This is a genomic window from Polyangiaceae bacterium, assembly GCA_016715885.1.
Classification (GTDB): domain Bacteria; phylum Myxococcota_A; class Polyangia; order Polyangiales; family Polyangiaceae; genus Polyangium.
This window is the reverse complement of record JADJXL010000002.1, coordinates 664,935-691,389: the sequence shown is the minus strand read 5'-3', so window position 1 is coordinate 691,389 and position 26,455 is coordinate 664,935. Positions and strand designations below refer to the sequence as shown.

Sequence of the window (26,455 nt, the reverse complement as noted above, 5' to 3'; positions counted from 1 at the left end):
GAAATCTTCAGCACACTTCTCGCGACTCGTCACGAACCGTGCTACTCGTTGCTCACGTCACACGACGACCGATCGCATGAGTTTCCATCGCTTTTTCCTTGCTGACTTCACGACCGAGGCGCTCGGACCATTGCTTGCTGGTCCGTCCCCGCTCGTCGCGCTCGTTCCCGTCGGATCCGTCGAGCCGCATGGGCCTCATTTGCCCTTGCGGACGGATACGATCATTGGTGAAGCGGCGGCCGTGCGCGCGGCAGAGATGCTCGAAATGCGTGGGATCAAGGCGCTCGTGGGGCCGAGTATTCCTTATGGTGTGACGAAATTTGCCGAAGGATTTGCCGGGGCCATAAGCGTTACCGAATCGGCGCTCGTTGGTTTTTTGCATGCCGTCGTGAGTGGATACATCGATGCCGGGTTTGCTCATGTATGTCTCGTGAACAATCACCTCGAACCTGCGCACGACGCGGCGGTTCGTGCCTCCATTGAACGAATTTGCCCGGGCGGGCATCCGTTGCTTCTCCGCTCACGAGGCGTTTTGCACGTACGTTATCGGCTGAATTCAAGAGTGGTGCATGTCATGCCGGGCGTTATGAAACGTCGCTCGTGCTCGCAGCGGCGCCGGAGCTCGTGGATCGAGCGCGTGCGTCGTCGCTGCCAGCGCTTTCGGCAAGTCTTTCCGCGGGTATTCGTGACGGAAAGTCGAGCTTTTTGGCGATGGGTATGACCGATGCGTACACGGGTGCGCCAGCCGAAGCCTCGGACGAGGAAGGCCGAGAGCTTTCCGACAAGCTTGCTGAAATGATCGTGACCGAAGTCGAAGAAGGTCTGCTTGCATTAAAGTGACGGCGCACGAAACGGTCGCATGAGGGTCGCTGGATAGACCATCGAATGCTATCGTAATCGATTGCCGTCATAGTGAAGGGGGAATCATGGACACGGCCAATTGCCGCGACGAGGATCGTTATTCTCGAACGCTGGTAAAAATGATGCAGGGTCAAGCGTACCGCGAAATGGCTGCGGCGCAGCTTTTCGGTTATGGTTTGTCGCTCGTCCCCGATCTGCGGAACCTCGAATACTTCGTGTGGCAAATCCAAGAAGAAGTCGAGCATTTCAAAGACGTCGCTCGCATGTACGTCGAGTTCACGGGGGAAAGCGTCGAGCCTGCGGTGCATGAGCGGCTTTTGTCGCGCCCCATTCCATTCGTCCAGAGCTTTTACGAATTGGCGATGGCGCAATTCTTGTACGACCGCGGCGGGTATTGGCAATTGCGCGAATACGAGGAATCGAGCTATCTGCCCTATCGACGCCTCGTCCAGGAAATCGTCGAGGAGGAATGTGGTCACCAGCTCCACGGCGAACAGCTCGTCATCCAATTGACGCGCACGGGTGACTACGAAGTGGAAAAGCAAGGGCTGTTCGAGCGCTGGCTCCAGGCAGGGGCTGCTCTCGTTTGGACGTCCAAACACGGAAGGAGCCAAATACGCGATTCGTGTCGGGCTCAGAAAGCGCGATCCTGCGATCGTCATGCAGGATTACTTGAACGACATCAAACCCACGGCGACTGCCTGTGGTCTCGTCATCCCGCCGCTCGCTGCGATTGGAATCGATGCCCCGGCGAGCGTCGAATCGGGCCTGAGCGGCGTGAAATCCAAGAAGGTCGAGCTGCACGACGCGATTGGATTCTACGAAGTGTAGCGCCTCGTAAAGAAAGCTTCGGACGGCTTGACAGGGACGCTCGAGTCGGGTTTCATTGCCCGGCTCGAGGCGTTTTTCCATGAAGCCTACGCAACCAAGCGTTTTTACTTTCGAACTTGGCACTCCCGAAGGATCGCTCCGAACGACGCTGCGTATTCCGAGCGAAAGCATGCGTTTGTCGGACCTTGCGCGCAGCGTGATGCGCCTCGACGACGACCTCGTCGCGCTCGGCCTCAAAAAGCATTTGCCGATCGTGGGTCCTCCGTCTTGCAAGAAGGGTTGCGCGTCCTGCTGCGATCAGCTCGTACCGATTTCGATACCCGAAGTCTTCATGATTCACGACCTCGTATCGGCGATGCCCGAAGCGCGACAAGAAGAAGTGCTCACGCGTATCGTGGCGTCCGAAGAGGTGCTGGAATCGCTTGGGATCGATGCTTTTGCGCTTTCCGATACGAAAGAGCAAAGCGTGCGGCAATTGCTCGTCGAATATCATCGAAGCGGAACGACGTGCGCATTTCTCGATAAAGGATCGTGTTCGATTTACACTTCACGTCCGGCGTCGTGTCGTGAATATTTGGTTTCATCGCCGGCAGAGAATTGTGCAAAGATTGGGGAAGTGGTGGTGACGCGCATCCCCATATCGATTCGCATGGCGCATGCGCTTTCGGGCGTCGCCGCGCGGGTGCTCGGAAACGATCCGCTCTTGGTGCCGCTGGCGTTTGCCATTGCATGGGCCGAACAGCACGAAGAAATCGGGCAGCGAAAGTTCGACGGTTGCATGCTCGTGAACATGCTGCTCGAGGAATTGTCGGCCAAGCCGAATACGTAAAGCGGTATTCGAGAAGTGGGGGCGATCTGCGGACCGCCCCACTTCAGCACATCAGCATCAGCGCGGATCGAGCTTGAGCAGCGGAGCGCTCGCGACGGGGCTCCACGTGAACTTGCCGCCGACCGTATATACGAGCGCCACAGGAAGCTCGTAACGGTCGAGCGTAAACGTCATGGTGACTTCCACTTCATTCGCCGAAAGGAGCGTTTTGCACGCTTCGCCGACGTCTTTACCATTCGACGGGCCCTTGGTGCCGCGATTGGTCGCGATTTTTCACGTCGCCGCAAGGGAAGGCCTTTGGCGATCTTTTTCGCGTTCGGTCTTGCTGCCCGTCTTGTATTTCGTCTCGGCCGAATCCATGGCCGCCTTGGTTTTTGCGGCTTCCGCTTTCGCTGCCGCGTCGCCCGATTCGGCTTCGCGCGCCGCCTTTTCGTATTCGCCCTTTGCGATGTCGAAAGGCACGCGCAGTCGCGCGTCGATGTTGTCCCCTTGAAGCGTCATGCCCCAGGTGACCGTGAGTTTGCGCTGTCCTTTATTGAGCGCCGTATCGTCGACATGATCCTGGATCGTAATGCCTTTTACGGTCCCCGAAAGCCCATTTGCGTAAACGTCACTTCGGGCATCGATGCTGAACGTCTTCACGCGTCACTTCGAGCAAGCTCAGCTTTGCTTAGCCATGTCTTGGTACACGACTTTGCCCTCTTTCGGGTACACCAGCAAATTGCCCGACGCATGCACCAGCTCGCCATTGTCGAGTTTCACCGATTGTAAGGTCATCGCTTGCGGCGGCAGGTCGAACGTGACGGGCGAGCTTTCGACGATGTCGTCACGTGTGTAACGAATCTGCGAACGCAAACGCAACTTGAAAGCGGCACGGTGGTCGCATCTTTGGGCCGTCGCCCGCGGCAACCTATTCTGGAAGATGTTCGACCGATTTTTCTTGGCGTCGCGCACGGGCAAGAGCACCAGGTAGCCGCCCGATTGTGCCGAATTCGGACGCTATCGCCCGTGAGCGCCAAATCGAACTTTTCGCTGTCGAACCTGAATCGAACGATTCACGAATCGCTTATTGGCTCTGACCACCACGCGGCCTCGAACCTGCGACGGAGGCAGGTCGTTCACGATGCCTCGAATCGCAACGTTTGGTCGCGAGTAGAGGCGAATTTTTTCACCGGGACGCCACGGATGCTCCAGCGTTGATCCATTTTCGTTGCGCCACGCCGTCGGCTTTTCGCCAGTAAATGGGTCCGCTTTCGCGTCCGCCGGCACGTTGTTGTAATGGAGCGCATATGCAGTGCTGTAATAGTCACCAATCGTATCGGGCGTGAACTTGCAGTCGACTTCGCGATCGCCATTGACGAAGTGAAGCTCGCCGTCGAACCACGCGCCGGTCAATACATCGCCCGTCTCGTTCGTTGCTTCGACGATGACGCCGACGCCATAGGAGCTGGTCGAAGTGCGAGTATTGTACGTGCCGTTGTCGCGAACGTTCGGCATGGCTCTGGACGAATACGGATGAAACAATTGGAAGTCTTTGATGGCGACCTGAATGCCACCGCTCGACTTTGGCGCAGTAGGCTGAGCCACAGATCCATCGGCAGCTCCTGTAGCTGGAGCGGCCGCAGCCGACGATGATGCAGCCGGTTGCCCTGCGGAACCAGCTGGAGCGCTGGTGCCCGCGGACTCCGATCCTTTGCCACATCCTATGGAGCTCGATACGACGAGAGCGCAGCGGACTGCGATGAGTGCGCTGCGAGTTTGATAGTCCTGACGCATGGCGCACGGTGCTCGCAAGTCTAGGCCATTGTCAACTTGTGGGGCGTAATGGTGCTGATTGGGGCGATGGAAGCTGGATTGCTTTTCTGGGGGCCAGAACATGGCTCTTCGTTTTGGGCATTGAGCACTACCTCCAAGGAGCTCATCCCGAAGCGGGTGTCGTGCGGGTGCGCCGCGCTGAAGATATTCCGCTGTCGTTTCGCATAGGCCACCCGTCTTCTGCAACAGCAATGCTGGAGGCTCCTCGATCGGGCACCTGCGGTCACTCATTCATTTCAATAGCGCCCGGCGACGTACCCATAAACCGTGCTGATTTGGTTCAAGGTCCAGTTTTCGGTTGCGGGAGGGATGCAAGCATCATGCCGCCCCATGAAAAACGCGCAGCTTGGCGGTTGTTGTCGTGACAATTCCTTGTTCCAACATGACCCAGTGATTGGCGAACGTTCCGAGTGATTTAGCCTTGCTGCTTTTACCTTTGGCGTCCTTTTGGATTGTTTCGAGTCGTTGGAGCGTTTGTAGAAGCTCGGCGAGGATGAGTAGGAAGACCTTGTAACCGGCGGTGTTCTTGTCGACCGCTTCTTGGAGGACCGTTTTGGCCCGTTCATTTTGGTAGCCCAAGACTTGGGCCTTGTTGATGACTTCGGCATACCCCACTTCCTTCATCCACTTCTCGATATGTCCGGGCAGGGTGATACCGGGGGCTTCGTCGCCGACGTTGTCGTACTTATCGAAGAGAACGACGGACCCTTGCTGTTGCGAATACTCGCCATCGGAACCCAATCGGCGGGATGGGGTGGATTTCCCGCTGGCCGGCAGCTTGTAGTTTTCGGAGGTTTTGCTCGATCGATGACGAACTTGTTGACCTCGCTTTGCCGTAGCGATACAGGTCGAGCACGAACAGTGTGTATGTCACTGATCGCGAGTGGCCATATCGTACAAGAATGCGGCTGGTCCGGACAGACTCTGCGCCGCTCTGATCGATCTTGCTGCGTTAGAATTCTTTCCCCGCAAAACCGTCGACGAGCGCCTGTTGTTCGATGACGAAAAGCGGATTTTCCAGCAGGTCTCATTGAACGCGTTCAAGATTTGTAGTGTGCCGTTCTTTGCTCATGTTCGTCCTCTGATGGTCCTGGACGAACAGGTTACCGCCGAGCCGCCGCCCATGACAAGCGGATCCAGGCGTGGTAATGGTTTGCCCCATGCAGGGAGAGACGCTAGCGCTCTCGACGATGGACTCGTCACGCTTTGCCCGTTTGTCGCATCCAGAGTGGTTTGGCAAGCTCATACGGGAGCGTTTGCCCTGACGGTCATCGTCAAGGCCACATTCGTTTTACGACCTGGCACCGCAAGCCTTGCGCCCAAACAGGATCCCATCTTCGAGCGTGATCACTTTACGACGACGATCCACGGCGAAGTGTGCGTGTTCCCAATGATGTAGTTCCGTACAAACCTCGGGCCGACGTGCTGCTCGTGGGCCACGCGTACGCGCCGGACAAACAGCCCGTGCGTTCGCTCGTGACGCGGTTTGTCGTGGGTGCGATGGACAAGTCGATCGAGGTGTGGTGTGATCGAGCGTTTCGCGTGCTCGACGGACAAATGCTCGAAGGAAAACGTTTACCAAGATGCCGCTCGTCTGGGAGCGTGCGGCAGGCGGTGCTGAATCAGCAAATCCTGTAGGAAAGCGATTCGATGGGCGGCCGGATGCGTATGGCACGATCGCGATCGGGGAACTTGCAACCGCTCGGACACTTTGTGTCCAAACCATCGGATACGTTTGTCCCGACGTGCTACGCGCCGGTGGCGCCGACGTGGCCCGGACGAACCCAACGATTGGGGCGTTTGTCAAGAGCAATTTCGGATGGTTCGTGGAACGCGCAACCCTTACCTGGGGACTTCGATCCGATGTTTTTCCAGGCGGCGTCTGCGGATCAAAACGTGAGGGAAATTCGGGCGGACGAGCGGATTGTCTTGGAGAACCTGCACGCGGAACATCCGCGCCTCGTGACGAGTTTGCCCGACTTGCGTCCGCGGGCGATCGCGGATCGCGCAACGGGGGAGCGGGAAGAAATTGCGCTTGTCGGGGACACTCTTTTGGTTGACACCGACCGAGGTGTCTGCTGCGTGGTTTGGCGGGGAAGAATGGGGCTGCGTTCGGCGGAGGAAGCGGGGCGCATTGCAGTGTGGGTAGATGCGCTGCCAATGGTTGCTGGCGTGGGTACAGCAGGACAAACGAGTTCGGGGATGGATGATGAGCACGACGTAGTGAAAACGATCATCGGTTTGCGGCCGACAGGCGCCGCTCCAGCGCTGCCATTCGTCTCGGGATCATCGCGCTTGGCGCAGTCGAATACGTTCGACGCTCATCCGACGAACGGGACCGAGAACGATGGCACGGGCACGATGTTCGTCTCCATCGAAAAGCTTGGGGTCAAAACCCATTCCATTTGAGCACCAAGGAAGTGCGGAATCGAAGCTCGAGCAGACATTCTTGCCGCTACCCGTATCGAATGCCCCTATACCGTTTGCGGTGCCAAGCACTCCCGAACGTCCGCCTCTTGTTGCAGATCCATACGCAAATGTACGTATGTCGATTGTCGAACCGTTTCCTCTGGAAGATGTTACCGGTCCGGTGAGTGACGTCGAGCTCGAGAAGAAGGAGGAGGTTGCGCCCCCGCCGATGATTGGGCCTTTGGCGAAGGTGGGGATGCCTGTAGAGGCGTCTACTGATGCGGCTGAGCCATCGAAGTCGGGCCTCGAGGTGGAGACCGCTTTGGCAGGCGAGGAAGAGGACGATAGGGATGTCGTCGAATTATCACTGGAGCAGACTGCAACGATTGCGGCAGAGCTGGCGGAAGGGCACATCGAGCGGGAGCAAGTGTTCGAAACGCACGGGCTGACGGAGCATGCATGGACGAAGAATGAAGAGCGGTGGGAAACGGCCATTGACGAAGAGCAAGCGCACGGGAAAAACACGTTGCGTACGACATACGACGCGGCGTATGTGAAGCGAGTGGAAGGGTTTCGAGGGACGATTACTGCGAACGACTACGCGAAAGTGGTTGTCGGGATGGAACGGGGCAGGGAAGAGGCGGTGCTGAACGCGTTGAACATTCAGCAAGAAGCGCTGCTACCGATCATGCGGATATGGGCGAGAAAATTAGCGAGGGACATGGGGCTGGCGAAAGATGTGGCGAAGCTATTGCGTGGTGCGAGAGCAGCGTGATAGTTCACACCGAAAGAGTGAGAGAGGACGTCAGTGCCCCGAATGGTATGAACAGGCTCCGCGGGTTCACGGTGGATGACTTCCCCAAAGTGGGGGTATGCCTTGGAATGAGGTAGGGATAAATCCATCGAGTGATTGCTTCCGAAACGGCGATTTTTTCCTAACAAGCAACGCGACTCACTCGATCGCAACTGCTCGAACCGGGCATACCGAATGGTGGATCCAGTCGAGGCAATTGAGCATCACATCGACGGCCTCGTACCGCGCAGTGAACACATCGAAATCGTAGCAATAGAGGTCCTCAACGACAACTAGCGGCGGTGAACACGGGTGCACATCCGACATCCCGGTGCCAAAGTTGGGCAGTGCGAACCCCCACCGGACAAGCGCGGTGTACCACGGCTGCAGAAACCGGGAGACCCTCGCCACATCATTGCCGTCAAGGCGCCGGGCAAATTCAACTTGGATCGACAGTTCGCGACCCACTTGACCCTGCTCCACTGTAGGGAAACTCAGCCGCGCACGACGTCTGGGAAGGGGTCGATTCGCAGGCTCTGGGCCGAATGCTAAACCCCATGCCAGCACCTCTACCTCTACCGCTGGTGCAATATTGAACGTCGCCCACTCACAAAGGTTTAGGAGGAGGCTTGCTGCACCGAGGTCGATGTTCATGCCTCTGAACCGCCACTCGAGCCAGTCGCCTACTTCCCACACTTCCAAGTCCTCACGAAATACCGAAACCCGCGGGTCAGCGGTGCCACCACTCAGCCCAGAAACCACCGCGAGATGCACAAATGCGCCCTGTATATGTGCGACCCATGCATCTCGCTGCTCTTGGGTCCACATGTCGATCTGGCGAACACGAAGAGTCCACTGTCCCGCAAGAGGCTCGGGACCGAAGCGCACATCAAAAAGGCGCCCTCGCTCGGCCTCAGCCGTCAAATCTGTGAACCCATCCATTCCGGAACTCCTCTGTACCATAAAACAGCACTTTTTTCTCAGGCCGCAGGGGTCTCGTAAGGCGAGCCACTTCACGAACAGGACCGAGGTCGAGTGCATGGCGGTTCACGTCGCCAACAGGCGGCAATTGGCCGGCGACTAGCATCAGCCCTCCAGCGATCCGTCGCACCGTTACAGCATCCGAGACCGCTGCGCGCACAAGGCTTTCACCGCCAAGCTTCATAACGATCCTGTCTCCGAGGAAGTTGAGCCACGAACAGTTCGGCACCTTCCCCCGCGCTACGCGAGCAAGATCCGGCTCAAGAATGTCAAAGCCTAAGAACCGCATGGCGACCTTCCCAACGAAATCGTCAGCCTCGGTCGTCCACGTACGTTGTAATTGGTTGAACGAATAGCCAAGCTGACCCGTCTCGAAAGGGTAGAGCTCGGCCACACTCACAGCCCAATCCACAACACGACTGGCACCCATCCGCTGGATCTCATTATGTGGCAGCTCATGGTAGATTACGTTCGTGTTGTCCGGGCGGATCGCGGTATTCGACAGATTTCCACCATTAATGTGGAAGCCATATGGCCCTGCACTCGCAAGAAGTGCGCCTGAGCCAAGGTCGACGTTGGTGTAATCGATGTCCTGCTCCGCAACTTCTTGAGTTGCCGCGCAAGCGCGGAAGAAGAGAAACGCCCCCACCTTGATGTGAGACATAAAGTCGAGATGGCCCCCTGTGGGACGATCCCGAGGTAGGCATCCACGATTCGATCGACAGCATCTCCAATCACATGAAGCGGATCGGAGTAATACATCGCGAAGCCTAGTCCAGGTCGAACAATCGTGTACGTCGTTCCGTCGCTCGTGGCGGTAAAGTGGCAAGTCAGTGCCGGGAGAAGCGATTCCGGAAGCATACGCTTGATCTTTCTTGGTGCCTATTTTAGCAGCCCATATTGGTAAGAAGCGTAGCTCTCGCTTCGGCGGCGATTTCTTGCGGGCTGTTGACTTTCATCGCGTCGACCAATTCCTTTATATTCTCTTCCTGCCCAGGCCTCCAAGTCGGAACCGCATCTCCCTTCAAGGCATCACCGTTACCAGGCTTCACACCCTTGGGACATTTGAACTTGTACTCGAAAAAACCCTCGATCTTCCCGTCCGCTCCGCGCAAGGCGCCATCGGGGAAGATATTGTCATTAACGCTTTTGCCGATGTCATCGGCCTCCGCTATCATGGATTCGAGCTGCTTCGTTGCCGAGTCGAGCGCGGGGTCAATGATGAAATAATCAACAGCCATCCCGACTACGAAGCTGACTGGTGTAAATTAATTTGACAACCTTCGCTCCGGCCTTCGTTGCCTTGAGAGCCGTCTTGGCTGTGTCGATTTTCTTCCGCAGTTCTTTGAGCTTCCTGAACCGTTCAAACAAATCCCGCCGGCTGCGGAAGCTAGGCTTGCCCGTTTTCTTGTTATAGCCACGTTCACCGTCGAGTTTTGGCTTCTTGCCCAAACGATTGTGCTCTGCCTTCTTTTTCTCCATGCAATCGTGCTTCTTGGTACCAAGGGTAAGACAATTATCGTCTTTAGTGGGCTGGACCTCTTTGTCACAATCGCACAGCATTTTCTGCAGCAGCTTTTGGGTGGCAAGCACACGCTGGATGAGACCGCTCGCGTTCACTGTATTCTGGTGGTTGTGATACATTTTGTCGGTAAGTCGGCATGCGGCTTTCCCTTCGATTCGTACATTGAAGGAGAACGTGAGCCAAGTCGCTTCCTTGATAAAAGTACCCGACTTTACGCCTCCAATACTCCCTGCCTCGTCTCCAGTGCTCTTCGAGAACTCTGAGCCGTAATTGGCGCACATGTTGCCGCCGTCTGCCACTACAGTCTGCGTCCCCTTGGCAAGATCCCTTGCATACGCGATGTTTGGATACGGGATCGGGACTCCGTTAGGCGGCGTCTTGCACACGTCAGGAAGGGTGGCAATCGAAATGCCGCCGCTATCTTTGTGGCACAGTGTCAAGTTGTTTACGTTGATGGTAACAGCCATTGCTTATCACTATGCCCCTACATCGAGGGAGGTTCCCTATTCGCGCCAAACTTCCATGAGCATCCGACGTGACTTCGTTCAATTAATCTCCACGGAGCCACCCTGAATACGATTTACGCCAGCCGACTGGGAAAGAACATATTTACCGCGAATGATAATTTTTCCTGCACGTGTAAGGGTAATGCTCGACTCACCACAACGAAGAACGAGTCGCTCGTGCGCTGCCACTTGCACTTCGTGCTCATCTACTTCTGCTCGGATTGTCAAAGATGTGACTTGCACATGAGGCGTGACCATCCGTCCCACCACGACGGGACGTTCGGGATCTCCTCCCTCGAACATCAATGCAACGTCTCGGCCGATGTCGTCCGGCGCGAGCAACACCATCGTACGTGCCGACAGACCTATGGGCGGAGCACCGAGATAGGTGACGTAGGGTGCGCCATCGACTTCGACAGACAACACACGACCAATGAGGATGCCATCGATTCGAGTCTGAAGCGCCTCCTGTTGCTCCGCGTGCCCTTCAAGAACATCATCGAGCAATGGATTTTGATCAGTGTCAGATGTCAGTTCACCAGCGACGAGCACTGTCTCGTCATAATTCAAATCAATGTTCTTGGCGTTCATTGTTCCAAACCCCTATGACATCAAGTTGCACATCGTCGTGCATTCTTACAGAAAGAAACTGCAACCATTCCGAATCCATCCACGAGACCCAACAAGATTGTGGCATTTCGGAATCATCAGCTATCATCATGCGAAATACGATTGCTGTTGTCATAGCATCTATCATCGTATCCATACTTGTGGGGACTGACATTTTGCACTCATTTCGTGATAGCAGAACATCTCGACGTCAATACCGCTCCCCGCAATGGTTGCTGAGCGCTACTCGCGCAGGTGAGAGCGACACTTCTATTGGTGTGCCCCCACGCTGATGATGCGACGGATAAGACGAGCGCTAACACTCCCGATGCCGCTCCAACATCCCCCCAACACTCCGCAGCAGCCGTGAACTTCCCCGCATCCTCGAAATACTCCGACGTTCGACAGATGGTAAAACCGTATTCGTCCGCGCGATACGTCTCGCCATTGAGGTCACAATAGCTGCGCGATACTTTATAGCGAGAATCGAGCACCTGTCGAAATGCCTCCGTCAATCCCTCACCTAGACAAATCGTATCCGTTCCCATGAGCTTCGTTTCACGAGTTGTCGCGACATTCAGCACTTCCGCAAGCGGTACAAGTCCATACTGTTTGGCTCGTGCCGCGGTCGTCACCAGACAGAGTCCAGCCCCCTCACCGGGGATAAACCCCCAACTATGATTCACCGAGTGGAGACGCCCGGCGGCGTCAAGCGCCTCCAAACGCTCTGAAGCAAGCCATGAATCCGCTCCCCCCACAAGACAAAAATGCGCCTTCCTATCACGCAAATCTGCGCATGCATTGGCAAGCGCGAGCAAACTCCCCGCATGTCCCTCCGCAATGCATTCCGTACTCAGTATGCTAATCCCCAATCCCGCGACAATCCGCTCAAGTACATCCTGCCGCCGAGTAGCGTCCGGCAAATTCTCAGTGGAGAGTGCCAAATGTCCTCGAAATGCCAACTGATCAAGGGACAGGCCCGTCGAGAATGCAGGTGCAAGCGCTTCCTGTGCGCACTCGACCGCCAACGCCACAATACGGTTCTCTACCGATAGATCCTCAGCGAGCCATTTGGCTCGGGCCACGATCATGGATTCGCCGTGTTTGTCAATCATGTACGGATGCTCGGAAAAACCTGCAATACCAGCATGAACCGCCGCTCCGGATGCGAGCAGTCCACGGCCGACAGCCGTTAAAGCTCCCGCTCCAACGATGCAGATTGCATTGTCGGCAAGATCACGTTCAAACTGCATCGGACACCATGGTATGGATCGAATCTGCGCCCCGCCACGACAGGTTGCGCTTCTGAAAAACAATGGTTCGCTTGAGCGTGTATAGCGTATGGTGACAAGACAGCGCCGTATGCCAAACCATGACGAGCCTGCGTTCGTCCGGCTCGATAATTACGGAATGCAATGCACGTTCATGGTGAACCACCCGCCCGCCGATCTCCGTCCTAAACCCGAGGGCGATTCGGGGCAGGTGGAACGAGACGAGTCCTTCCGGCGTGAGATTCTTCAGGAGGACCCTCTCGCCCCCCGTAAGGAACCCTGCAACCTGTTGGTCTGCCGGAGCGCACTGAAAATATGCATTCTGAAAATCCGCAGGAACTAGGGGTAGTCGCGTTTGCTTCCAGTTGTCATCATAGGTCCCAGCGAGTGAAACCCTCGGGCGCCAGTGACAGGCGATGGGCCCAAAACCCGCTGGCCTACCTTCGTATCGAGGGGTCGCGATCGGGTCGTCAATGAATGTGCAATTAGGAACGGGTTTTCCGGGTAAAGCATCTCGACCCATCCCTGCTGGGTTTTCCGGGGAGCGTCCAATACCCTGCGGGAGGGGGCCGCCCCATGCTCGCTCGTATCGAATAGGCATCGTCCTAAAGGGTAAAGGAGCGCTCGGGCAAAGACCCCCCACACGCCTTTCCCAAATCCGGTCGCCAAATACGCGCAATCCTTTGTTCAATGGTCCAACCGTCCAACCCGCATCGACAAAGGAAACTGGTTTGTCCGAAGGCGCATGCGCCGAAGCATTGAGAATGATGTCCGTACCGAGTTTCGTCCGCTGCAGATCAGATTCATATTGTAAACTACTGCAACCCGGATCATCAAAAAACACTGGAGCTGTGCAAACCTTCTGTTGCTCGGGGGCGATTGTTAGCTGTCCGTGAGCGTCAAACAAGAACGTCGCCCGTACGGCCACCAGCCAGACCTCTACACCATCACAGTCGCGAACGAAAGCACGCTCGGCTTCGAATGGTGTTTGATTGTCTATTGTCCACATGGCAAGAAACTCGTCTTTATTTTCGCTGGGGCAAGAACGTTGACGTCTGTACGTATCCAGAGGCGCAGACCTGAGCGATCGAAGTGCCTCGCGCCATCATCGCCAATTCAATCGCCGCCGCTATCCGCGCTGGTTGTTTTCCCTTTCGAAGTACTTCAATCAACCATGTCTCCTCGATTGGTTTCCCCATCAAATACCTTTGCCCCTTCGCCCATGTGGCTTCATACCTTAGCCACCATGCCCGAATGGCATCAACGTTTGGCCACGGCAAACCTGTATCAGGATCACGGGCAATATTGGCGTCATTTGGATCGTCCGACGGACCCGAGCGAAATCCGACAGGCGCTTTTCTACTCAGTTGTTGCGCGTGTAAATCGATACCTGTCAGCATCATAAATGCCCAGCCCGCCAATCGGGCGTCTCGGGGCTCCGACATGCACCCTATTAGCCATGGAACCAGTGCCATATCACCAAGCGCCGCGGCACCAGCCATTGCCGTACGTTTGTCACCCGAACTGGCTCCAAGCTCACGTAATCGCATAGCCGCAGTACCCAGATCCATTCGACGCACGACCATCTTACAGGCACACGATGCACGCGCTCCTCCGCCAAGGACGAACTTCCACAACACATCTAATGCGGCGGTTTCCCCAAAGAGAACACCAGACCACGCCGCCCAGAATCGACAATCGTCGTCCTCCGGCAAATACGACCCACGCACTGCTGACAATAGGCTGACGCGGCCTAACTCTCCGATCGCCCGCAACGCCCGCGCTCGCACGCGCAGACATTGCGCATAAGCTGCGCTTTCGAGTACATCACCAGGATCGTACCTGTGTACGGCCGCACCCGCAATCCCGAAATAATTCAGCTCAGGAGGCGCATCCGCACTGAGCAGCTCATCGAGGTAACGCTTTGCCTTGCCAAACGGCAACCATCCGAGCGCTGAGACAATTTCTCGTGCCAGCTTAGCCGCGTTGAACCCACGCGAAAGCAGTTGCGCAAGCGCTTTCACATCTTCCCGCTCAAGCGCCAACACGGTCACCACGAATAGTTCGCCCCCGTTGTCATTACCAAGCGCATCCTTGGCGATTTCCCACCCTACGTCTCCGGCAACGCGCAACCCATCGAGGTTTGCATCAAGCCGTTCGTCAACGCGGTTCAATGCCTCGAGGTCGTAGTTGGGAGAACGAACCGCTGCATCGCGCATCGTCCACAAAAATGCGGCATGCTGCGCATGACGCTCGACGATATCCCTCAATACCATCGAAGGCGGAGTCGTTTGGCCTAGGAAACCTCGCTGCATCATATACCCGCCCAACTCAATTCATATCAATGGTCGAGCCCCTGACATTCACATTCGCTGCGCTCTTGACGTTCACCACACCTTGGGCATCCACGTTTACTGTGCCTTGCGCTTGTACGGAAATATCTTTACCCGACACCACGATAGTACCCGCCTTATCCATCGTAATCGTACTCGCACCGCACGCGATGGTTACCTTGTTACCAACCGTAATCGTTTTCGTAAGACCCACGTTTTCCGATTGCACAAGCGCCACATTCGTGGCCATCATCCCGCCGACGGTAATCGCATACGCACCTCCCACCGTCAGCGCTTTTGCTCCGCCCACTGTTTCCGCCGATGCCAACGCTACCGTTTCCGTCTTGGCCTTCCCAACCGTTTCGGACAATGCTCCGCCCACGGATAAACTCATATTGGCGCCAATGTTTTCCTCGTGATTCAACCCAATATCCACAGAGCGATTCTGTCCAATGCGCTCACTCTGGTTCTGCCCCACCGTCAGCGTCTCGTTCGCACCAATCGTCTTCGTTCGATTGCTCCCTACCGTGATACTCTCGTTGTTCCCGACGAGCCGCGTGCGATCGTTGCCAATCTGCACCATTTCGTCATGCACCACTTGCCGCGTTCGATCATGACCAACCACCAGCGCGTCGTCGTGCCCGATCTGCTTCGTGCGATCATGCCCAATCGTTACGCTTTCATCGTTCTTGACGAGCTTCTTCAGGTCCTTTTCGGCCTGCATGTTCACGAGCTCTTTGCCCTTGGCATCCTCGAACATGATCTCGTTATATCCACCGCCTCCGCCTGTCGAATTGCTCCGAAGTCCTGTTTGCGTCTTGTTGTCCGGCAGCTTGTACGGCGTTTTCTGCAAATTCGTGTACACGCGGCCCACGATGACCGGCCTGTCCGGATCACCACCCAAAAAGTCCACGAGTACCTCTTGCCCCACACGCGGCAACGCCGTCCCGCCATACCCCGCTCCACCCCACGGCTGACTCACGTGAATCCAACACGAGCTGCTGTCGTCCATCTTGCTCTCGCGGTCCCAATGGAAATGCACGCGTACCCGACCAAACTCGTCGCAGTGGATCTCCTCCCCCGGCGGGCCTACAACCGTCGCACTTTCAACCCCTTGAGTCTTCGGACGAGGCGTCGCCAATTCGGGCCGAAATGGAATGTCCGTGCCCCGAACTTCACAATGCTGCGACCATTCTCCATTCGTCGTGCCGCTGAGCGAGGATTCCACCACAAGGAGCGTCTTGTCCTCGCCAAGCGCACCATGTCCGTGCCCGGTGATGCTCAGCACCACCCCAGGCGCTAAATCGAACGCGTTCGTCTCGAACGTCGCCGTGCGCGCACTACCACGTTTCGCATCGAGCCGCTTTTGCGCCAAGAGCTGCGCTTCTTTTTCGTCCGTACGCGTTTTACCGCGGTCATCTGCGCTCGGCGTCGCTTCCCCCGAATCCGTGCCAAACAGGAACGCCCCTGGTACATACTGAAATCGTTCGAGTTTTTCCTCAATCGCCAAGCCCTTTGACGCCATCGACATCAGTTTGTACGTCGGCGGCTTGCGGTAATCATGGTCCCGCATCGTGTACTTGCCCGGACGAACTCGCTGCCCCATGCGTACGCTCGTGACGAATTCGGTGTGCACCGCGTTGGTCAAGCTCGTGTCGTCCTTGAAGGTCAGGCTCGGTTCGCGCTTCGAATTCGAATGCGGTGCGTCTGACAAAACCAATTCCGTTTCATCTTCGCCCTGCCGGAAGTAAAACGTGATGCCCGCATCCTCAAGCATCCGGCACATGAAGGCGTAATCGCTCTCGTTGTATTGCACGCGATACTTGCGCTTCTTGTACGCCCCCTTGTCGTATTGCTCGACTGGCTTGATGCCCCACTCCTCCAGCATCTTCAGCACGATGTCCGGCTCGGATATCTGCTGGTGCATGCGGTAGTTTTTCCGTTGCGTAAGAAGCCAAAGCGTCGGAACAATTGAAAATTGGTACGTCGACATTCCCCCCGGTTCGTGACGAACTTGCTCGAAATGATTACAAATGCCCGACCAAAACTTGTCGTGCATGCCCGCGGACATCGAAAACTGCGCCGGTTGCCCCACCACCTCGTCGAATTCGATGCTCGGATTGTCCGACACCGCGACCAAATTCACCTGAAATAACGACGACAACCGCTCGTGAATGGAGAATTGTCGAACATCGAGCGTGTCACCAGAGCCAATCGTAACCTTGAAGTTTTTGTCCCCAAGTTTTCGTAATGCGTCACCGACGAACTTCGCCACTCCCGCGTCCGGTTTCGCCGGATCCACTCTCTTCGGCGTTGACGTGACCGCAATGTCCGTGAATTCGGGTAGCTGCTCCGCAACCGCTTCCTCGACATTCTTCTTCTTACCGTTGAGCAGCGCATCCGCGCCCCATTCGATGAGCTCGGACGCAACCTTGTCCGTTACCGCCCCGAGGATTTCGCCCCCACCCTTTACGTTTTTCTCAACGATCTTACCAAGCTTCTCGCCAACTTTCTCACCCAGTTTGTCGGCGGCTTTCTCTGCGATTTTTTTCCCAATGGCCTTATCGCCTTTTCCGGGCAGTTTCTTCGCCTCGTCGTCGCCTGGCCCATCGTCACCACCGGGCAAGTCGAACCCCAGCAAGCCCCCCTCTGGCGCTTTCAGCTCGGGCATATCCACAGATGCATCCAGGTCGCCCCCGGGCGACTTCGGCCCGCCGTTCATCGGATTGAAGCTCATCAGTCACCCTCCAAGATAAAGATCCACAAATTGGGCCCGTGCGCGAAGCACGAACGGGCGCCTTGGATACCCACATCTCCGACCAACCCCGCCATGACGAACCCTCCGTTCGGGTTCGTCTCGCCGAGGTTCGTCCTGATCGATTTGCGAGCAGTGACCTTCGGGCCGCCAACCGCAAATTGGTCGTTTGTCGTGCCGTCACTCCCCTGTTTTAATGCAGCATGACGCCAGTTTGTCTCGCGCAACCCCCACTCCTAAACGACCCGCCACCCACCCGGTTCCCCCACCTGCCGGGAGGCGCAACGTTTGTCCATGGCACCCAGGGAAATCTTTAGGGTGCGTGACGCGCGGAATTTGTTTTACTGTGGAAATAAGCACGCGACCTCGTGGACCGTGGTTCGCTGCGCACCTTTTTTTCCTTTTTTGGCCGAGGAAAGTAAGGGGTTCCCGTGGGGGTTGCTCAAACGGCGCCGACTCCCCCACCCTAAAACGGCACCACGATCTTCTTTTCGACCTTCTTTCTCGGCACCGGCACCACAGGTTTGGCCGACGGAACCACCGGCGTCGCCGATGGCACCAGCGCCGAGTTTGTCGCGGATGGCACCACCGATACCAGTTTGTCCTCGAACGCGTTTGTCGACGCATGCGGCGTCGCGCTGGGTTCGGTCGGACCAACCTCGACGGGAACCCTGGATTCGTTTGAGAACCAACCAAGTACCAGGCCCAGCACGAGCATTCCCACGACGCCCACCACCACACCCACGGCCACCCCCACGATCATCCGCAACTCTCGACGACGACGCGAGGTAGACGTGATCCCAGGTGCGTCTCGAACAACCGTCTCGACTCCCTCCAAAGGTCGCTCCGTAGGCTCGGACATCGCGTCAGGCAACACGGGGCCTCCTGGTGGACGCCAGAGCAGCGTCTTGTCTCCGTCTGCATCCGCAGGTTTGTCCTTCTGTACTGGTTTGCTTGGCCAAACCCTCGGCGACTCGATCAATTGCGTCAAGATCGACACGAGCTCCGATGCGCTCGACAAGCGTTTGTCACGGCTTTTCTGGAGGCACAACATCACGATGCGATCGATCTCGTCCGGCACTCCACGCACTCGCTCGCACACCGATGGAGTGTCTCCCACGAGCACCTGATTCGCCACTTCCGTTTGACTTCCAACGAACGGACGCTTGCCCACGATGAGCTCGTACAAGATGATCCCAAGCGCCCAAATGTCCGTGCGATGATCCACGCCCCGACCAATCAACCCCTCGGGACTCATGTACGCGGGCGACCCGAGCGCCATCCCCACGACCGTCGCATAGGTTTGGTTTGCCGAACCCACGCTCTTGGCAATCCCAAAATCCAAGACTTTCACGACAAACTCGGTTCCGCGGCCGGTTGCGTCGTGCAACATCACGTTCGCCGGTTTCAAGTCGCGATGGATGATCTCCGCAGCATGCGCAGCTTCGACACCAAGCGCAATGTCACGCACGATCCGCGCGGCCTCGCGGGCATCGAGGCTCTTCTCGGTCTTGAGCTTTTCGGCGAGCGTCGGTCCCGTCAAACATTCCTGTACCAAGAAGGGCTCGCCGTCGTTTGTCTCGCCCACGTCGAGCGTGGTGACGATGTTTGGGTGCGACAAACGCTTGGACAACTTCGCTTCTCGGACAAACCTCGCTCGAAGGTCCGATGATTGCTCCGCGGCAAACTTCACGGCCACGCGCTGCGCGGTCACGAGGTCCAGCGCCGCCCACACCATGCCCATCGCTCCCGAGCCAAGAGGCTGATCGAGGCGGTACCGCTCCGCGATCACCAAGCCCGCTCGCTTGACCATACCCATCGTGTTCTCCGGCAGTGCGTGGGGTATCCCCGTCAAACCAACTCCGTTTTACATCATCTACGCGGACAATCTCCAGCTTCCGGTGGTTTTTCTTGATCATTCGGCAATTTCGTGGTGCAATGCACGGCGCCAAACTGGTTCGCACCGAGCGCGCTCGGACTCCACGCGAGGGCCACCATGTCGGATCCCAACAACAACTTCCCGCTCGTCATCGTCGTCATCGGTATCGTCCTGGTTTTCGCCGTCATCATCGCGCTTCTGTGGAACCGCAGCTCCAAACTCGCAGACGAACTGGACAACGCAGAGACCGAACGAGATGCAGCCCGCGAGCGGGGTCGGCAATTGCAAGAAAAAGTCGCCGTACTCGAAAGCGAAAAGACGAAGCAGCTCAACTGGCTCGATACGTCCGACCAACACCGCAAGGCGCTCGAAGAAGAACTGAAGACGCGCCCGAAGGTCGACAAGAGCATCTATCGAATCCTCACCGTGGGCATGAAAGCCACGGGGAAAAGCTCGCTGACGCTGAAATGGGCCAACCCGCTCGTGGACCTTGGAACCATCGAAGGCACGAAAATGGAGCGGTACGAGCGGACGGTGAGCCTCGCCAAAAACAGAGATACGTACACCGAGCACGTGTTCGAGGTTTACGATTGGGGCGGCGAGCATATCGTCGATGCACAAGCGCAGCTCGTGCGCGGCGAAATCGACGGGCGCAAAGGCGACATTCACGGCATTCTGATGGTGGTCGATTTGGGCGGGCGCGACGCACGCCTCGTCGACGAACACCGGATTGCGGAGCAATTGAACGAGTTCAATCGGCATGCGCTCAAGTTTTTCCTGACGACTGAAATTGTTCGATCATGCAAGACGATCGTGCTCTTCATCAACAAGAGCGATCTGATTCCCGGGCCGCCCGCGCACGCGGAAGCGCAGGCGCGCGAATACTTCTTGCCGCTCATCCAAAGCTTGCACGAGTATGCGAACAGGATTGACGTGAAGGTCATGGTGGGGTCGGCGAGCTACGGACATTCGACACACATTCTTTTTTCGCATTTCGTAGAGCAAATTCTGCCGGAATCGGCCTACGACCATCAGCTCCTGCAACGCATGAAAGGCGCCGAGCCGAGGCGGCGGACGCAAACGATTACGCCGGGCATCAATGGCGCCGTGCATGCCGTGCAATCGCTGCCGGCCTCGTCGAGCGGGCCGCGCACGCATGCTCCACCAGCGCCGCCGAATGCGCGTACCGCGCCGAATGGACCGCCCGCACGATCGATGCCTGCAAGGCAAGCCACGCAGCACATCAACCATTCCAATGGCGAACTCGAAACGACGCTTCCATATCAAAACGCAAAACCTCCGCTTCCACCAGCGCGACGAGGATGACGAGGGGTAGCCATGATGGATGTGACGAGCTTGTCAAAAAGGCAGTATCACGCGCCCACGTACAGACTGGAACCGGACGAAGCGTGGTACCATTTCTTGCACGGCAACGTTCCGGGGCACGAAATCGATTTCATTTATCACCCCGAAGTGCCTCAAAAACCGCTGACGAGACAACACGTGAATCACCTCGTCGGGCTGCTGAAGTTCATCGAGCCGCGGCAAGGAATGGCGTACGCATTTGCCATTGCAAACCTTTCGCTGGGCGATTCACAATTCGAGCCGGGGCATGGCGGCGTCGCATTCGTGTTCGGCCTTCGGATCAAGGGTGCTTATGATCATGCAGGGAGGCACGATCCGCCTTTTTGTCACGCCGCGGCGCTCATCGATCGGCATCTGGACGCAGAAACCATTTATGGAGTTTCGGCGCAATTTTACCAGAAATTGCTCCCGGATGAAGAATCGCGTGTCGAGGGGAGCGGCTGGTATCACACGTACGTGGCAAACGCGCAAAATGAAGATGCGCTGCCGCGACTGCTTCGCGGGTACGTGCAGGATTTCGCGGACGTGCTATACACGCCGCCGCGAAGCGAATTGGCGTTGCGGTGGACGACGGAGCCTCCGCCGGGCGAGAAAGCCATGGTACCTCGGCGGATGGTGGTGGTTTATCCGGACAAGGCTGATTTCGCGACGCTGGCGTATGGCATGGCGCGCATTGCCGCGGTGCTGATCGAATCGGATTTGCGATGGACGGCGATATCGAACGGGCGTGAGCCGGACATTGCGGGGGGCATGGCCGTGCGATTCGTCCCTCGGCGCGAAGCGGACAACGAGCCTGAAGACGTGGTGCTTTTGTATTTGGAGCAGTTGCCGGAACATCCGGCGGAGATTGCGCAGCTTTTCGGGATGTACCCGGCGCGGCAATCTCGATTGCCCGAATTGCGGGTGAACATTCCGTTGGCAGCTCCGGCGCCGCTGGACGAGACATCGAATGGAGCGTCGCATTCTGGACTCGGTCCGGTCGTCATGGATGCCGTCGTGTCGACGCCGGGATTCGGGGGCGTGGTGGGTGTCGTCGAAAAGAGGGAAACGTTCGACGCGCCATTGCCGCAGCGGGATTTGGTGAAGGAGCTGAAGAGGAAGGAGCGCAAGCAATCGGCTGCGATGATGGTGGGCATTGCATTGCTGGTGCTGGTGTTTGGTGTGTTTGCGCTGGTATGGATGGTCCGTGCACCGCGAGACCCCGATGATATGGTCGATGCGGGCGCACCGGTGCAACCTGCGGTGTCGGCAACGGCGCCAAGGCAAACGGTTCCACCGACGGTGAAGTCGAATGCGCCGCCAGTGCAAGCACCAACGACGGCGACGGCGGCTGTTCCGGATGCGGTGGTTGTGCCGGAAATGACGGTTGCTCCTGCGCCTACGACTGCGCCCACGGTGAAGCCGATGCCAACGACGAAATCGGTGCCAACCGCGAAGCCGGTGCCGAAGAAGAAGAATCCGTATGACGAAGGATGGGAATGAGCGGTCGCGGCCGTAGCTATTGGCACTTGCGAGGGAATCCGGCACAGGTGCCGCTCTCGCATTGGTCATTGATGACGCAGTAGCTGCCAACCGGTAGCGTGCAAGAAATATTGTACTTGCACGAGGTTCCAGTTGGACACGCGTTACCCATTCCGCAGGGGCCACCGCACGTCCCGCTTGGCGCGCCATTGCAATGATGGTAGACGCATTCAAAATGGTCCGTGCACGGTTCGCCCTGGGGCAATGTGCAGGTCAGCCCGTCGTGGACCTTGGCCGGCGGAATGCATTCGGCGTCAACGTCGGCCGGTTGCCCGTGCAGCACCTGGCAGCGCGCGCCCACGATGCAGGCAGCGCCGTCCGGGCACGTAAACCCACCCCCACACGCCACGCACGTGTTTGTCCCGGCATTGCACAGGTGCGATGCGCATTCGAGGTGATCGACGCACAGCTGACCGTTCACGGACACGCAAATCTCCCCAATGCAGATGCCACTCTGACAATTCTCGTTCATCGTGCACAATGCGCCGAGCGGGAGTTTGGTGGTGCTCTGGCACTTGCCCTCGTAATCACACAGCTCGTTCACGCTGCAGTCGCCCTTCATGCCAACAGGCAACGGCGAGCATGTCGCCAAGCACACGGTTGCACGCATTGCAGGGACCTTCGCAGGCGGAATCGCAGCAATAGCCATCGCCGCAGAATCCGCTTTCGCACACGTCGCCCGTTTGGCATAGCTGACCATTGCACCGCTTCGTGCATTCCGGATCCGAGCATTCCAGGCACGACTTGCATTCGCCTGTCGAATCGCACGCTCCAGGACCGCCATCCAGGGTGCATTCACGGCCGACGACCGCCGTATGGCATGCGTTCGCATCGCCGCCGGGACATTCTTGGTCGACGAGGTCATCCGTGCATGCATTGACGTCATCGCTGCAAGTGCACGGCATGGCGCCGCCCGTGCCACCTCCGCCGGAGGAAGCCGTCGATGGAGCCCCCCCTACCGACTGGTAGTTGATGTCCGGCGTACTCCACGGATTGATGGCGCAACCGTCGGCCGCAAACAAGAAGCCAACCGTGACGGCAAGCAAAATCGACCCCGCATGACGCATCATTGTAACTTCGCCAAACCCTAGAACGTACCCGAAACGACCATTCCGCCCACCGTCGGCGCAACCAATAGCCCCGTTGTGGGGCCATTCGGTCGCTCGCTATGTCGAGGCCTCGTCAGGGCATACACCAGCGCGCCCAGCCCCACAACACCGCTGGCCGTCATCGTCCACGTAAATCCTTCGAGCTTTCTGCGCCGCATTTCGTATTCGCGTCCACAGTCAGCCACGTAGCAGCGTCCACTTTGCGGATACGCATCGCGCGTTGGTGCATACAACACGAGCGCTCCGATTCCGGTACCCATCGCGACCCCGGCCAGACCTCCCGCCACGGCAAATCCAGCTTTTGCTTCGGGTGCCCATCCCTGCGGCTCGACGTTCACGGGCTTCGGCGGCGTTGGAGGCGGCGGCTGCACCGTACGCGGTGCCGGTTTCAACGTGACGTCGACCGGAAGCATGCGCGCTTCCTCCACGTGGACCGTGATCTTCGTGGTCTCGAAGTCGGGCGCAGTAACGACGACCTCGTGCGTGCCAGGGTTGACGGGATAAGGTAAGTTCGCTTCGTCTGGTGTCAGCGCATTGCCATCGATTTGCACGCGAGTGTCCTGCACGGGCGCACCACTGACACGCACGTGCAGCAACGGTATCCGCGGACCGAGCTCCACGATGGCTTGTTGTGCGAGGGCTCGCGTTTCTGCGAAGATGGGCTTTTCGTTGGGCTCGGCGGGCATTCGAGCGACTTCTTCGGCGATCCTGCGAGCCTCGACGAGCTGCCCGAGCGCTTCGTGGGCTTTGGCCAGGTCCCAGCCGGTGGTGGGGACGCGCATGATTTCGTGAGCTCGCTTGAACAGCTCGAGCGCCGCGCGGTATTGCTTGGCTTGGAACCGCGCGCGACCTTCCACGACGAGGCTCACGGCGACGGCTCGCTCGGCATCGGTAGGCGCGGCATTCGCTGCGGACGCATACACGCTGAGCGCAAGGAAAGCCGCACAAATTCGAGATAGGTTCGTCATGGCCACCCTATTGGCACTTGCGAGGGAATCCGGCACAGGTGCCGCTCTCGCATTGGTCATTGGTGACGCAGTAGCTACCCGGCGGTAGCGTGCAATGAATATCGTTCTTGCACGAGGTTCCAGAAGGGCACGAGTTACCCATTCCGCACGGACCGTTGCACGTCCCGCTCGGCGCGCCATTGCAATGATGGTAGAGGCATTCGACATGATCCGTGCACGGTGCATTCTCGGGCAGTGTGCACGTTAGTCCGTCGTGCACCTTGGCCGGCGGAATGCATTCGGCATCAACGTCGGCCGGTTGCCCGTGTAATACTTGACAACGCGCGCCCACGATGCAAGCGGCGCCGTCCGGGCACGTAAACCCGCCCCCACACGCCACGCAAGTGTTTGTCCCAGGGTTGCACAGGTGCGATGCGCACTCGAGGTGATGGACGCACGGCTGACCGTTCACGGAGACGCAAATCTCCCCAATGCAGATGCCACTCTGACAATTTTCATTAACAGTACACAACTCGCCGAGCGGGAGTTTGGTCGTGCTTTGGCACTTGCCCTCGTAATCGCACAGCTCGTTCACGCTGCAATCGCCCTTCATGCCAACGGGCAACTGCGAGCAATTGCCAGCCACACGGTTGCAGGCATTGCACGGTCCTTCGCAGGCGGAATCGCAGCAATAGCCTTCGGCGCAAAATCCGCTTTCACACACGGTGCCAGTTTGACATAGCTGACCGTTGCACCGCTTCGTGCATTCTGCATCCGAGCATTCCAGGCACGACTTGCATTCACCTGTCGAATCACAAGCTCCGGGACCGCCATCCAGCGTGCATTCACGGCCAACGACCGCGGTATGACACGCCGCCTGATCGCCTCCGGGGCATTCCTCGTCTATATGGTCATCCGTGCACTCGTTGCCGTCGTCGTTATCGCAGATGCACGTCATGGCGCCACCCGTGCCGCCTCCACCCGAGGAAGCCGTCGATGCTGCGCCGCCCGCGCCGCCAATGTAGTAGTTAATCTCCTGCGGATTCCACGGATTGATGGTGCAACCATCGGCGGCAAACAAGAACCCAGCCGCAGTCGCGGTAAACAATGCCAATACCGCAAGACGCTTCATCACTTGTACCTCGCCAAACCCTAAAATGTTCCAAGCACCATCATGCCGCCCACGGTTGGCACGACCATCAGCCCCGTGTTCGTAGAGCCGCTTTGCCGCTCGCCATTTCGAGGCCTCATTGCCGCATACACGAGCGCGCCTGCCGCGAGGGCCCCGCTCACTGTCATGGTCAACGTCAACCCTTGCAGCGGCCCGTCGAGTTTTTCATAATCCTGGCCGCAAGCTGGATCCTGCTGCCGATTACATTTTCCGCCTTCCGGATATGCATCGCGCGCAGCGAAATACGTCGCGAGCGCACCGATTCCGGTGCCAACCGCAACCGCGCCCAAACCCCCCGCCACGGCAAATCCAACCTTTGCCTCGGGAGCCCAGCCCGCCGGTTTGTCCCCATGCCCCGGCTCTGCCTTCTTGGGCTCTGGGTCAAGCGTCACGGGAAGACGCGCCGATTGGCCCACCGCATAATTGCCGCTGAATACCCGCGGCGTAAACCCAGCCTTCTTCACCTCGAACGAATGCCCGCCAGGCAGGAGGTAAATCGGCCATGTCACCCGTTTCGGCTCGACCGGCTGTTTGTCGACGAACACCTCAGCATCCGGCTGATTGATGACCAGCTCCACCGTGACGACTTTTTCTTTGGCCCGGGCCAACGTCTTCGTCACGCTTTGCTTCATCTTCTCGGACGGCTCCTTCTCTTCGCGCAAATACAGCTCCAGATTGGCCGCACCCGCCACGTAATCGCCCGACTCCACCTGCGCTCGCCCCAGCCACGCCGCCGTCCGCGGTGTTGGCTCGAGCTTGTACGATTCGCTGAACATTCTGATTGCATCCGGCCACCGACCGGCATTGCTTGCTTCCCGACCACTCTCGAACAACGTCTGCGCCGGCGTCAGCGGAGCCTCTTGCCCCCACGCAGGCGTTGCCACGACAAACATCGTCGCGACCAAGGTTCGTCCGAGCATAACCGTAAGGTTTTTCATGACCATT

General features: G+C 57.8%; 27 protein-coding genes and 1 pseudogene. 9 read left to right on the top strand and 19 right to left on the bottom strand.

Features of this window, described 5'->3' with window-relative positions; translation table 11 throughout:
- Window positions 1–76: 76 nt before the first annotated feature.
- From IPM54_06385 to IPM54_06375, 3 genes and pseudogenes are all read left to right on the top strand, one after another.
- Window positions 77–840, top strand: a pseudogene (locus IPM54_06385) (creatininase family protein).
- 86 nt (window positions 841–926) lie between these two features.
- Window positions 927–1,775: a hypothetical protein gene (locus IPM54_06380; GenBank protein MBK9259449.1), complete on the top strand. Its 849-nt coding sequence runs from the start codon at window positions 927–929 to the stop codon at window positions 1,773–1,775.
- A complete protein-coding gene (locus IPM54_06375; GenBank protein MBK9259448.1) occupies window positions 1,772–2,521 on the top strand; it encodes a YkgJ family cysteine cluster protein in 750 nt (249 codons plus the stop codon). Before IPM54_06380 ends, IPM54_06375 begins: the two co-directional genes overlap by 4 nt.
- Window positions 2,522–2,794: 273 nt before the next feature.
- On the opposite strand, the gene IPM54_06370 is transcribed toward IPM54_06375, so the two are convergent.
- The 4 genes from IPM54_06370 to IPM54_06355 all read right to left on the bottom strand — a co-directional run bounded on the left by IPM54_06370 (window position 2,795) and on the right by IPM54_06355 (window position 5,077).
- Complete coding sequence (locus IPM54_06370) at window positions 2,795–3,163, bottom strand: hypothetical protein (GenBank protein ID MBK9259447.1); 369 nt, start codon at window positions 3,161–3,163, stop codon at window positions 2,795–2,797.
- Window positions 3,164–3,181: 18 nt separating this feature from the next.
- Window positions 3,182–3,481 carry a hypothetical protein gene (locus IPM54_06365; protein ID MBK9259446.1) on the bottom strand — a complete coding sequence of 100 codons (300 nt, stop codon included), beginning with the start codon at window positions 3,479–3,481 and terminating at the stop codon, window positions 3,182–3,184.
- A gap of 39 nt (window positions 3,482–3,520) precedes the next feature.
- Window positions 3,521–4,297, bottom strand: a complete 777-nt coding sequence (locus tag IPM54_06360; GenBank protein ID MBK9259445.1) for a hypothetical protein — start codon at window positions 4,295–4,297, stop codon at window positions 3,521–3,523.
- A 357-nt stretch (window positions 4,298–4,654) separates the two neighbouring features.
- Window positions 4,655–5,077 carry a hypothetical protein gene (locus IPM54_06355; protein MBK9259444.1) on the bottom strand — a complete coding sequence of 141 codons (423 nt, stop codon included), beginning with the start codon at window positions 5,075–5,077 and terminating at the stop codon, window positions 4,655–4,657.
- A gap of 142 nt (window positions 5,078–5,219) precedes the next feature.
- On the opposite strand from IPM54_06355, the gene IPM54_06350 reads away from it, so the two are divergent.
- The 4 genes from IPM54_06350 to IPM54_06335 all read left to right on the top strand — a co-directional run bounded on the left by IPM54_06350 (window position 5,220) and on the right by IPM54_06335 (window position 7,520).
- Window positions 5,220–5,735, top strand: a complete 516-nt coding sequence (locus tag IPM54_06350; GenBank protein MBK9259443.1) for a hypothetical protein — start codon at window positions 5,220–5,222, stop codon at window positions 5,733–5,735.
- On the top strand, window positions 5,714–5,974 hold the full coding sequence (locus IPM54_06345; protein ID MBK9259442.1) for a DUF2169 domain-containing protein: 261 nt from the start codon (window positions 5,714–5,716) through the stop codon (window positions 5,972–5,974). The genes IPM54_06350 and IPM54_06345 overlap by 22 nt, the downstream gene beginning before the upstream one ends.
- 75 nt (window positions 5,975–6,049) lie before the next feature.
- Window positions 6,050–6,745, top strand: coding sequence for a DUF2169 domain-containing protein (locus IPM54_06340; protein ID MBK9259441.1), 696 nt, complete (start codon window positions 6,050–6,052; stop codon window positions 6,743–6,745).
- 136 nt (window positions 6,746–6,881) lie between these two features.
- Window positions 6,882–7,520 carry a hypothetical protein gene (locus tag IPM54_06335; protein MBK9259440.1) on the top strand — a complete coding sequence of 213 codons (639 nt, stop codon included), beginning with the start codon at window positions 6,882–6,884 and terminating at the stop codon, window positions 7,518–7,520.
- Between the two features lie 177 nt (window positions 7,521–7,697).
- Here IPM54_06335 and IPM54_06330 read toward each other — a convergent pair whose 3' ends face one another.
- From IPM54_06330 to IPM54_06285, 10 genes are all read right to left on the bottom strand, one after another.
- Window positions 7,698–8,480, bottom strand: a complete 783-nt coding sequence (locus IPM54_06330; GenBank protein MBK9259439.1) for a hypothetical protein — start codon at window positions 8,478–8,480, stop codon at window positions 7,698–7,700.
- Window positions 8,452–9,183, bottom strand: coding sequence for a DUF3396 domain-containing protein (locus IPM54_06325; GenBank protein ID MBK9259438.1), 732 nt, complete (start codon window positions 9,181–9,183; stop codon window positions 8,452–8,454). The genes IPM54_06330 and IPM54_06325 overlap by 29 nt, the downstream gene beginning before the upstream one ends.
- A 223-nt stretch (window positions 9,184–9,406) precedes the next feature.
- Window positions 9,407–9,760 carry a hypothetical protein gene (locus IPM54_06320; GenBank protein MBK9259437.1) on the bottom strand — a complete coding sequence of 118 codons (354 nt, stop codon included), beginning with the start codon at window positions 9,758–9,760 and terminating at the stop codon, window positions 9,407–9,409.
- Complete coding sequence (locus IPM54_06315; GenBank protein MBK9259436.1) at window positions 9,750–10,511, bottom strand: DUF4150 domain-containing protein; 762 nt, start codon at window positions 10,509–10,511, stop codon at window positions 9,750–9,752. Before IPM54_06315 ends, IPM54_06320 begins: the two co-directional genes overlap by 11 nt.
- Before the next feature lie 78 nt (window positions 10,512–10,589).
- Entirely contained in the window at window positions 10,590–11,057 is a 468-nt protein-coding gene (locus tag IPM54_06310) for a hypothetical protein (GenBank protein ID MBK9259435.1), read from the bottom strand.
- 284 nt (window positions 11,058–11,341) lie between these two features.
- Window positions 11,342–12,412, bottom strand: a complete 1,071-nt coding sequence (locus tag IPM54_06305; GenBank protein MBK9259434.1) for a hypothetical protein — start codon at window positions 12,410–12,412, stop codon at window positions 11,342–11,344.
- Complete coding sequence (locus tag IPM54_06300) at window positions 12,402–13,439, bottom strand: DUF2169 domain-containing protein (GenBank protein ID MBK9259433.1); 1,038 nt, start codon at window positions 13,437–13,439, stop codon at window positions 12,402–12,404. Before IPM54_06300 ends, IPM54_06305 begins: the two co-directional genes overlap by 11 nt.
- 16 nt (window positions 13,440–13,455) lie before the next feature.
- On the bottom strand, window positions 13,456–14,748 hold the full coding sequence (locus tag IPM54_06295; GenBank protein ID MBK9259432.1) for a TIGR02270 family protein: 1,293 nt from the start codon (window positions 14,746–14,748) through the stop codon (window positions 13,456–13,458).
- Window positions 14,749–14,761: 13 nt separating this feature from the next.
- Entirely contained in the window at window positions 14,762–17,434 is a 2,673-nt protein-coding gene (gene tssI / locus IPM54_06290; protein ID MBK9259431.1) for a type VI secretion system tip protein VgrG, read from the bottom strand.
- Between the two features lie 550 nt (window positions 17,435–17,984).
- Window positions 17,985–19,337 carry a serine/threonine protein kinase gene (locus IPM54_06285; protein MBK9259430.1) on the bottom strand — a complete coding sequence of 451 codons (1,353 nt, stop codon included), beginning with the start codon at window positions 19,335–19,337 and terminating at the stop codon, window positions 17,985–17,987.
- Between the two features lie 177 nt (window positions 19,338–19,514).
- Between IPM54_06285 and IPM54_06280 the strand changes: the two genes are divergently transcribed.
- Both IPM54_06280 and IPM54_06275 read left to right on the top strand, forming a co-directional pair.
- Window positions 19,515–20,723 (top strand): hypothetical protein, encoded by a 1,209-nt coding sequence (locus IPM54_06280; protein MBK9259429.1) that lies wholly within the window; start codon window positions 19,515–19,517, stop codon window positions 20,721–20,723.
- A gap of 12 nt (window positions 20,724–20,735) precedes the next feature.
- Window positions 20,736–22,244: a hypothetical protein gene (locus IPM54_06275; GenBank protein ID MBK9259428.1), complete on the top strand. Its 1,509-nt coding sequence runs from the start codon at window positions 20,736–20,738 to the stop codon at window positions 22,242–22,244.
- A 16-nt stretch (window positions 22,245–22,260) separates the two neighbouring features.
- Here IPM54_06275 and IPM54_06270 read toward each other — a convergent pair whose 3' ends face one another.
- From IPM54_06270 to IPM54_06250, 5 genes are read right to left on the bottom strand one after another with little or no spacing between them, the layout of a single operon-like run.
- Window positions 22,261–22,845, bottom strand: coding sequence for a hypothetical protein (locus IPM54_06270; protein ID MBK9259427.1), 585 nt, complete (start codon window positions 22,843–22,845; stop codon window positions 22,261–22,263).
- Window positions 22,811–23,353 carry a hypothetical protein gene (locus IPM54_06265; protein MBK9259426.1) on the bottom strand — a complete coding sequence of 181 codons (543 nt, stop codon included), beginning with the start codon at window positions 23,351–23,353 and terminating at the stop codon, window positions 22,811–22,813. Before IPM54_06265 ends, IPM54_06270 begins: the two co-directional genes overlap by 35 nt.
- 17 nt (window positions 23,354–23,370) lie before the next feature.
- Window positions 23,371–24,360 carry a tetratricopeptide repeat protein gene (locus tag IPM54_06260; GenBank protein ID MBK9259425.1) on the bottom strand — a complete coding sequence of 330 codons (990 nt, stop codon included), beginning with the start codon at window positions 24,358–24,360 and terminating at the stop codon, window positions 23,371–23,373.
- Window positions 24,361–24,367: 7 nt separating this feature from the next.
- Window positions 24,368–25,471, bottom strand: a complete 1,104-nt coding sequence (locus IPM54_06255) for a hypothetical protein (GenBank protein ID MBK9259424.1) — start codon at window positions 25,469–25,471, stop codon at window positions 24,368–24,370.
- A gap of 20 nt (window positions 25,472–25,491) precedes the next feature.
- Window positions 25,492–26,448: a hypothetical protein gene (locus IPM54_06250; GenBank protein ID MBK9259423.1), complete on the bottom strand. Its 957-nt coding sequence runs from the start codon at window positions 26,446–26,448 to the stop codon at window positions 25,492–25,494.
- Between the last annotated feature and the right edge of the window lie 7 nt (window positions 26,449–26,455).

What these genes read in the sequence shown, in the direction of transcription:
- IPM54_06380 (MBK9259449.1), top strand. Translation starts at nt 927, where the DNA reads ATGGACACGGCCAATTGCCGCGACGAGGATCGTTATTCTCGAACGCTG.
- IPM54_06375 (MBK9259448.1), top strand. Translation starts at nt 1,772, where the DNA reads ATGAAGCCTACGCAACCAAGCGTTTTTACTTTCGAACTTGGCACTCCC.
- IPM54_06360 (MBK9259445.1), bottom strand. Translation starts at nt 4,297, where the DNA reads ATGCGTCAGGACTATCAAACTCGCAGCGCACTCATCGCAGTCCGCTGC.
- IPM54_06335 (MBK9259440.1), top strand. Translation starts at nt 6,882, where the DNA reads ATGTCGATTGTCGAACCGTTTCCTCTGGAAGATGTTACCGGTCCGGTG.
- IPM54_06330 (MBK9259439.1), bottom strand. Translation starts at nt 8,480, where the DNA reads ATGGATGGGTTCACAGATTTGACGGCTGAGGCCGAGCGAGGGCGCCTT.
- IPM54_06325 (MBK9259438.1), bottom strand. Translation starts at nt 9,183, where the DNA reads ATGTCTCACATCAAGGTGGGGGCGTTTCTCTTCTTCCGCGCTTGCGCG.
- IPM54_06320 (MBK9259437.1), bottom strand. Translation starts at nt 9,760, where the DNA reads ATGGCTGTTGATTATTTCATCATTGACCCCGCGCTCGACTCGGCAACG.
- IPM54_06315 (MBK9259436.1), bottom strand. Translation starts at nt 10,511, where the DNA reads ATGGCTGTTACCATCAACGTAAACAACTTGACACTGTGCCACAAAGAT.
- IPM54_06305 (MBK9259434.1), bottom strand. Translation starts at nt 12,412, where the DNA reads ATGCAGTTTGAACGTGATCTTGCCGACAATGCAATCTGCATCGTTGGA.
- IPM54_06300 (MBK9259433.1), bottom strand. Translation starts at nt 13,439, where the DNA reads ATGTGGACAATAGACAATCAAACACCATTCGAAGCCGAGCGTGCTTTC.
- IPM54_06295 (MBK9259432.1), bottom strand. Translation starts at nt 14,748, where the DNA reads ATGATGCAGCGAGGTTTCCTAGGCCAAACGACTCCGCCTTCGATGGTA.
- tssI (MBK9259431.1), bottom strand. Translation starts at nt 17,434, where the DNA reads ATGCCCGAGCTGAAAGCGCCAGAGGGGGGCTTGCTGGGGTTCGACTTG.
- IPM54_06285 (MBK9259430.1), bottom strand. Translation starts at nt 19,337, where the DNA reads ATGGGTATGGTCAAGCGAGCGGGCTTGGTGATCGCGGAGCGGTACCGC.
- IPM54_06280 (MBK9259429.1), top strand. Translation starts at nt 19,515, where the DNA reads ATGTCGGATCCCAACAACAACTTCCCGCTCGTCATCGTCGTCATCGGT.
- IPM54_06275 (MBK9259428.1), top strand. Translation starts at nt 20,736, where the DNA reads ATGATGGATGTGACGAGCTTGTCAAAAAGGCAGTATCACGCGCCCACG.
- IPM54_06270 (MBK9259427.1), bottom strand. Translation starts at nt 22,845, where the DNA reads ATGAAGGGCGACTGCAGCGTGAACGAGCTGTGTGATTACGAGGGCAAG.
- IPM54_06265 (MBK9259426.1), bottom strand. Translation starts at nt 23,353, where the DNA reads ATGATGCGTCATGCGGGGTCGATTTTGCTTGCCGTCACGGTTGGCTTC.
- IPM54_06260 (MBK9259425.1), bottom strand. Translation starts at nt 24,360, where the DNA reads ATGACGAACCTATCTCGAATTTGTGCGGCTTTCCTTGCGCTCAGCGTG.
- IPM54_06255 (MBK9259424.1), bottom strand. Translation starts at nt 25,471, where the DNA reads ATGAAGCGTCTTGCGGTATTGGCATTGTTTACCGCGACTGCGGCTGGG.
- IPM54_06250 (MBK9259423.1), bottom strand. Translation starts at nt 26,448, where the DNA reads ATGAAAAACCTTACGGTTATGCTCGGACGAACCTTGGTCGCGACGATG.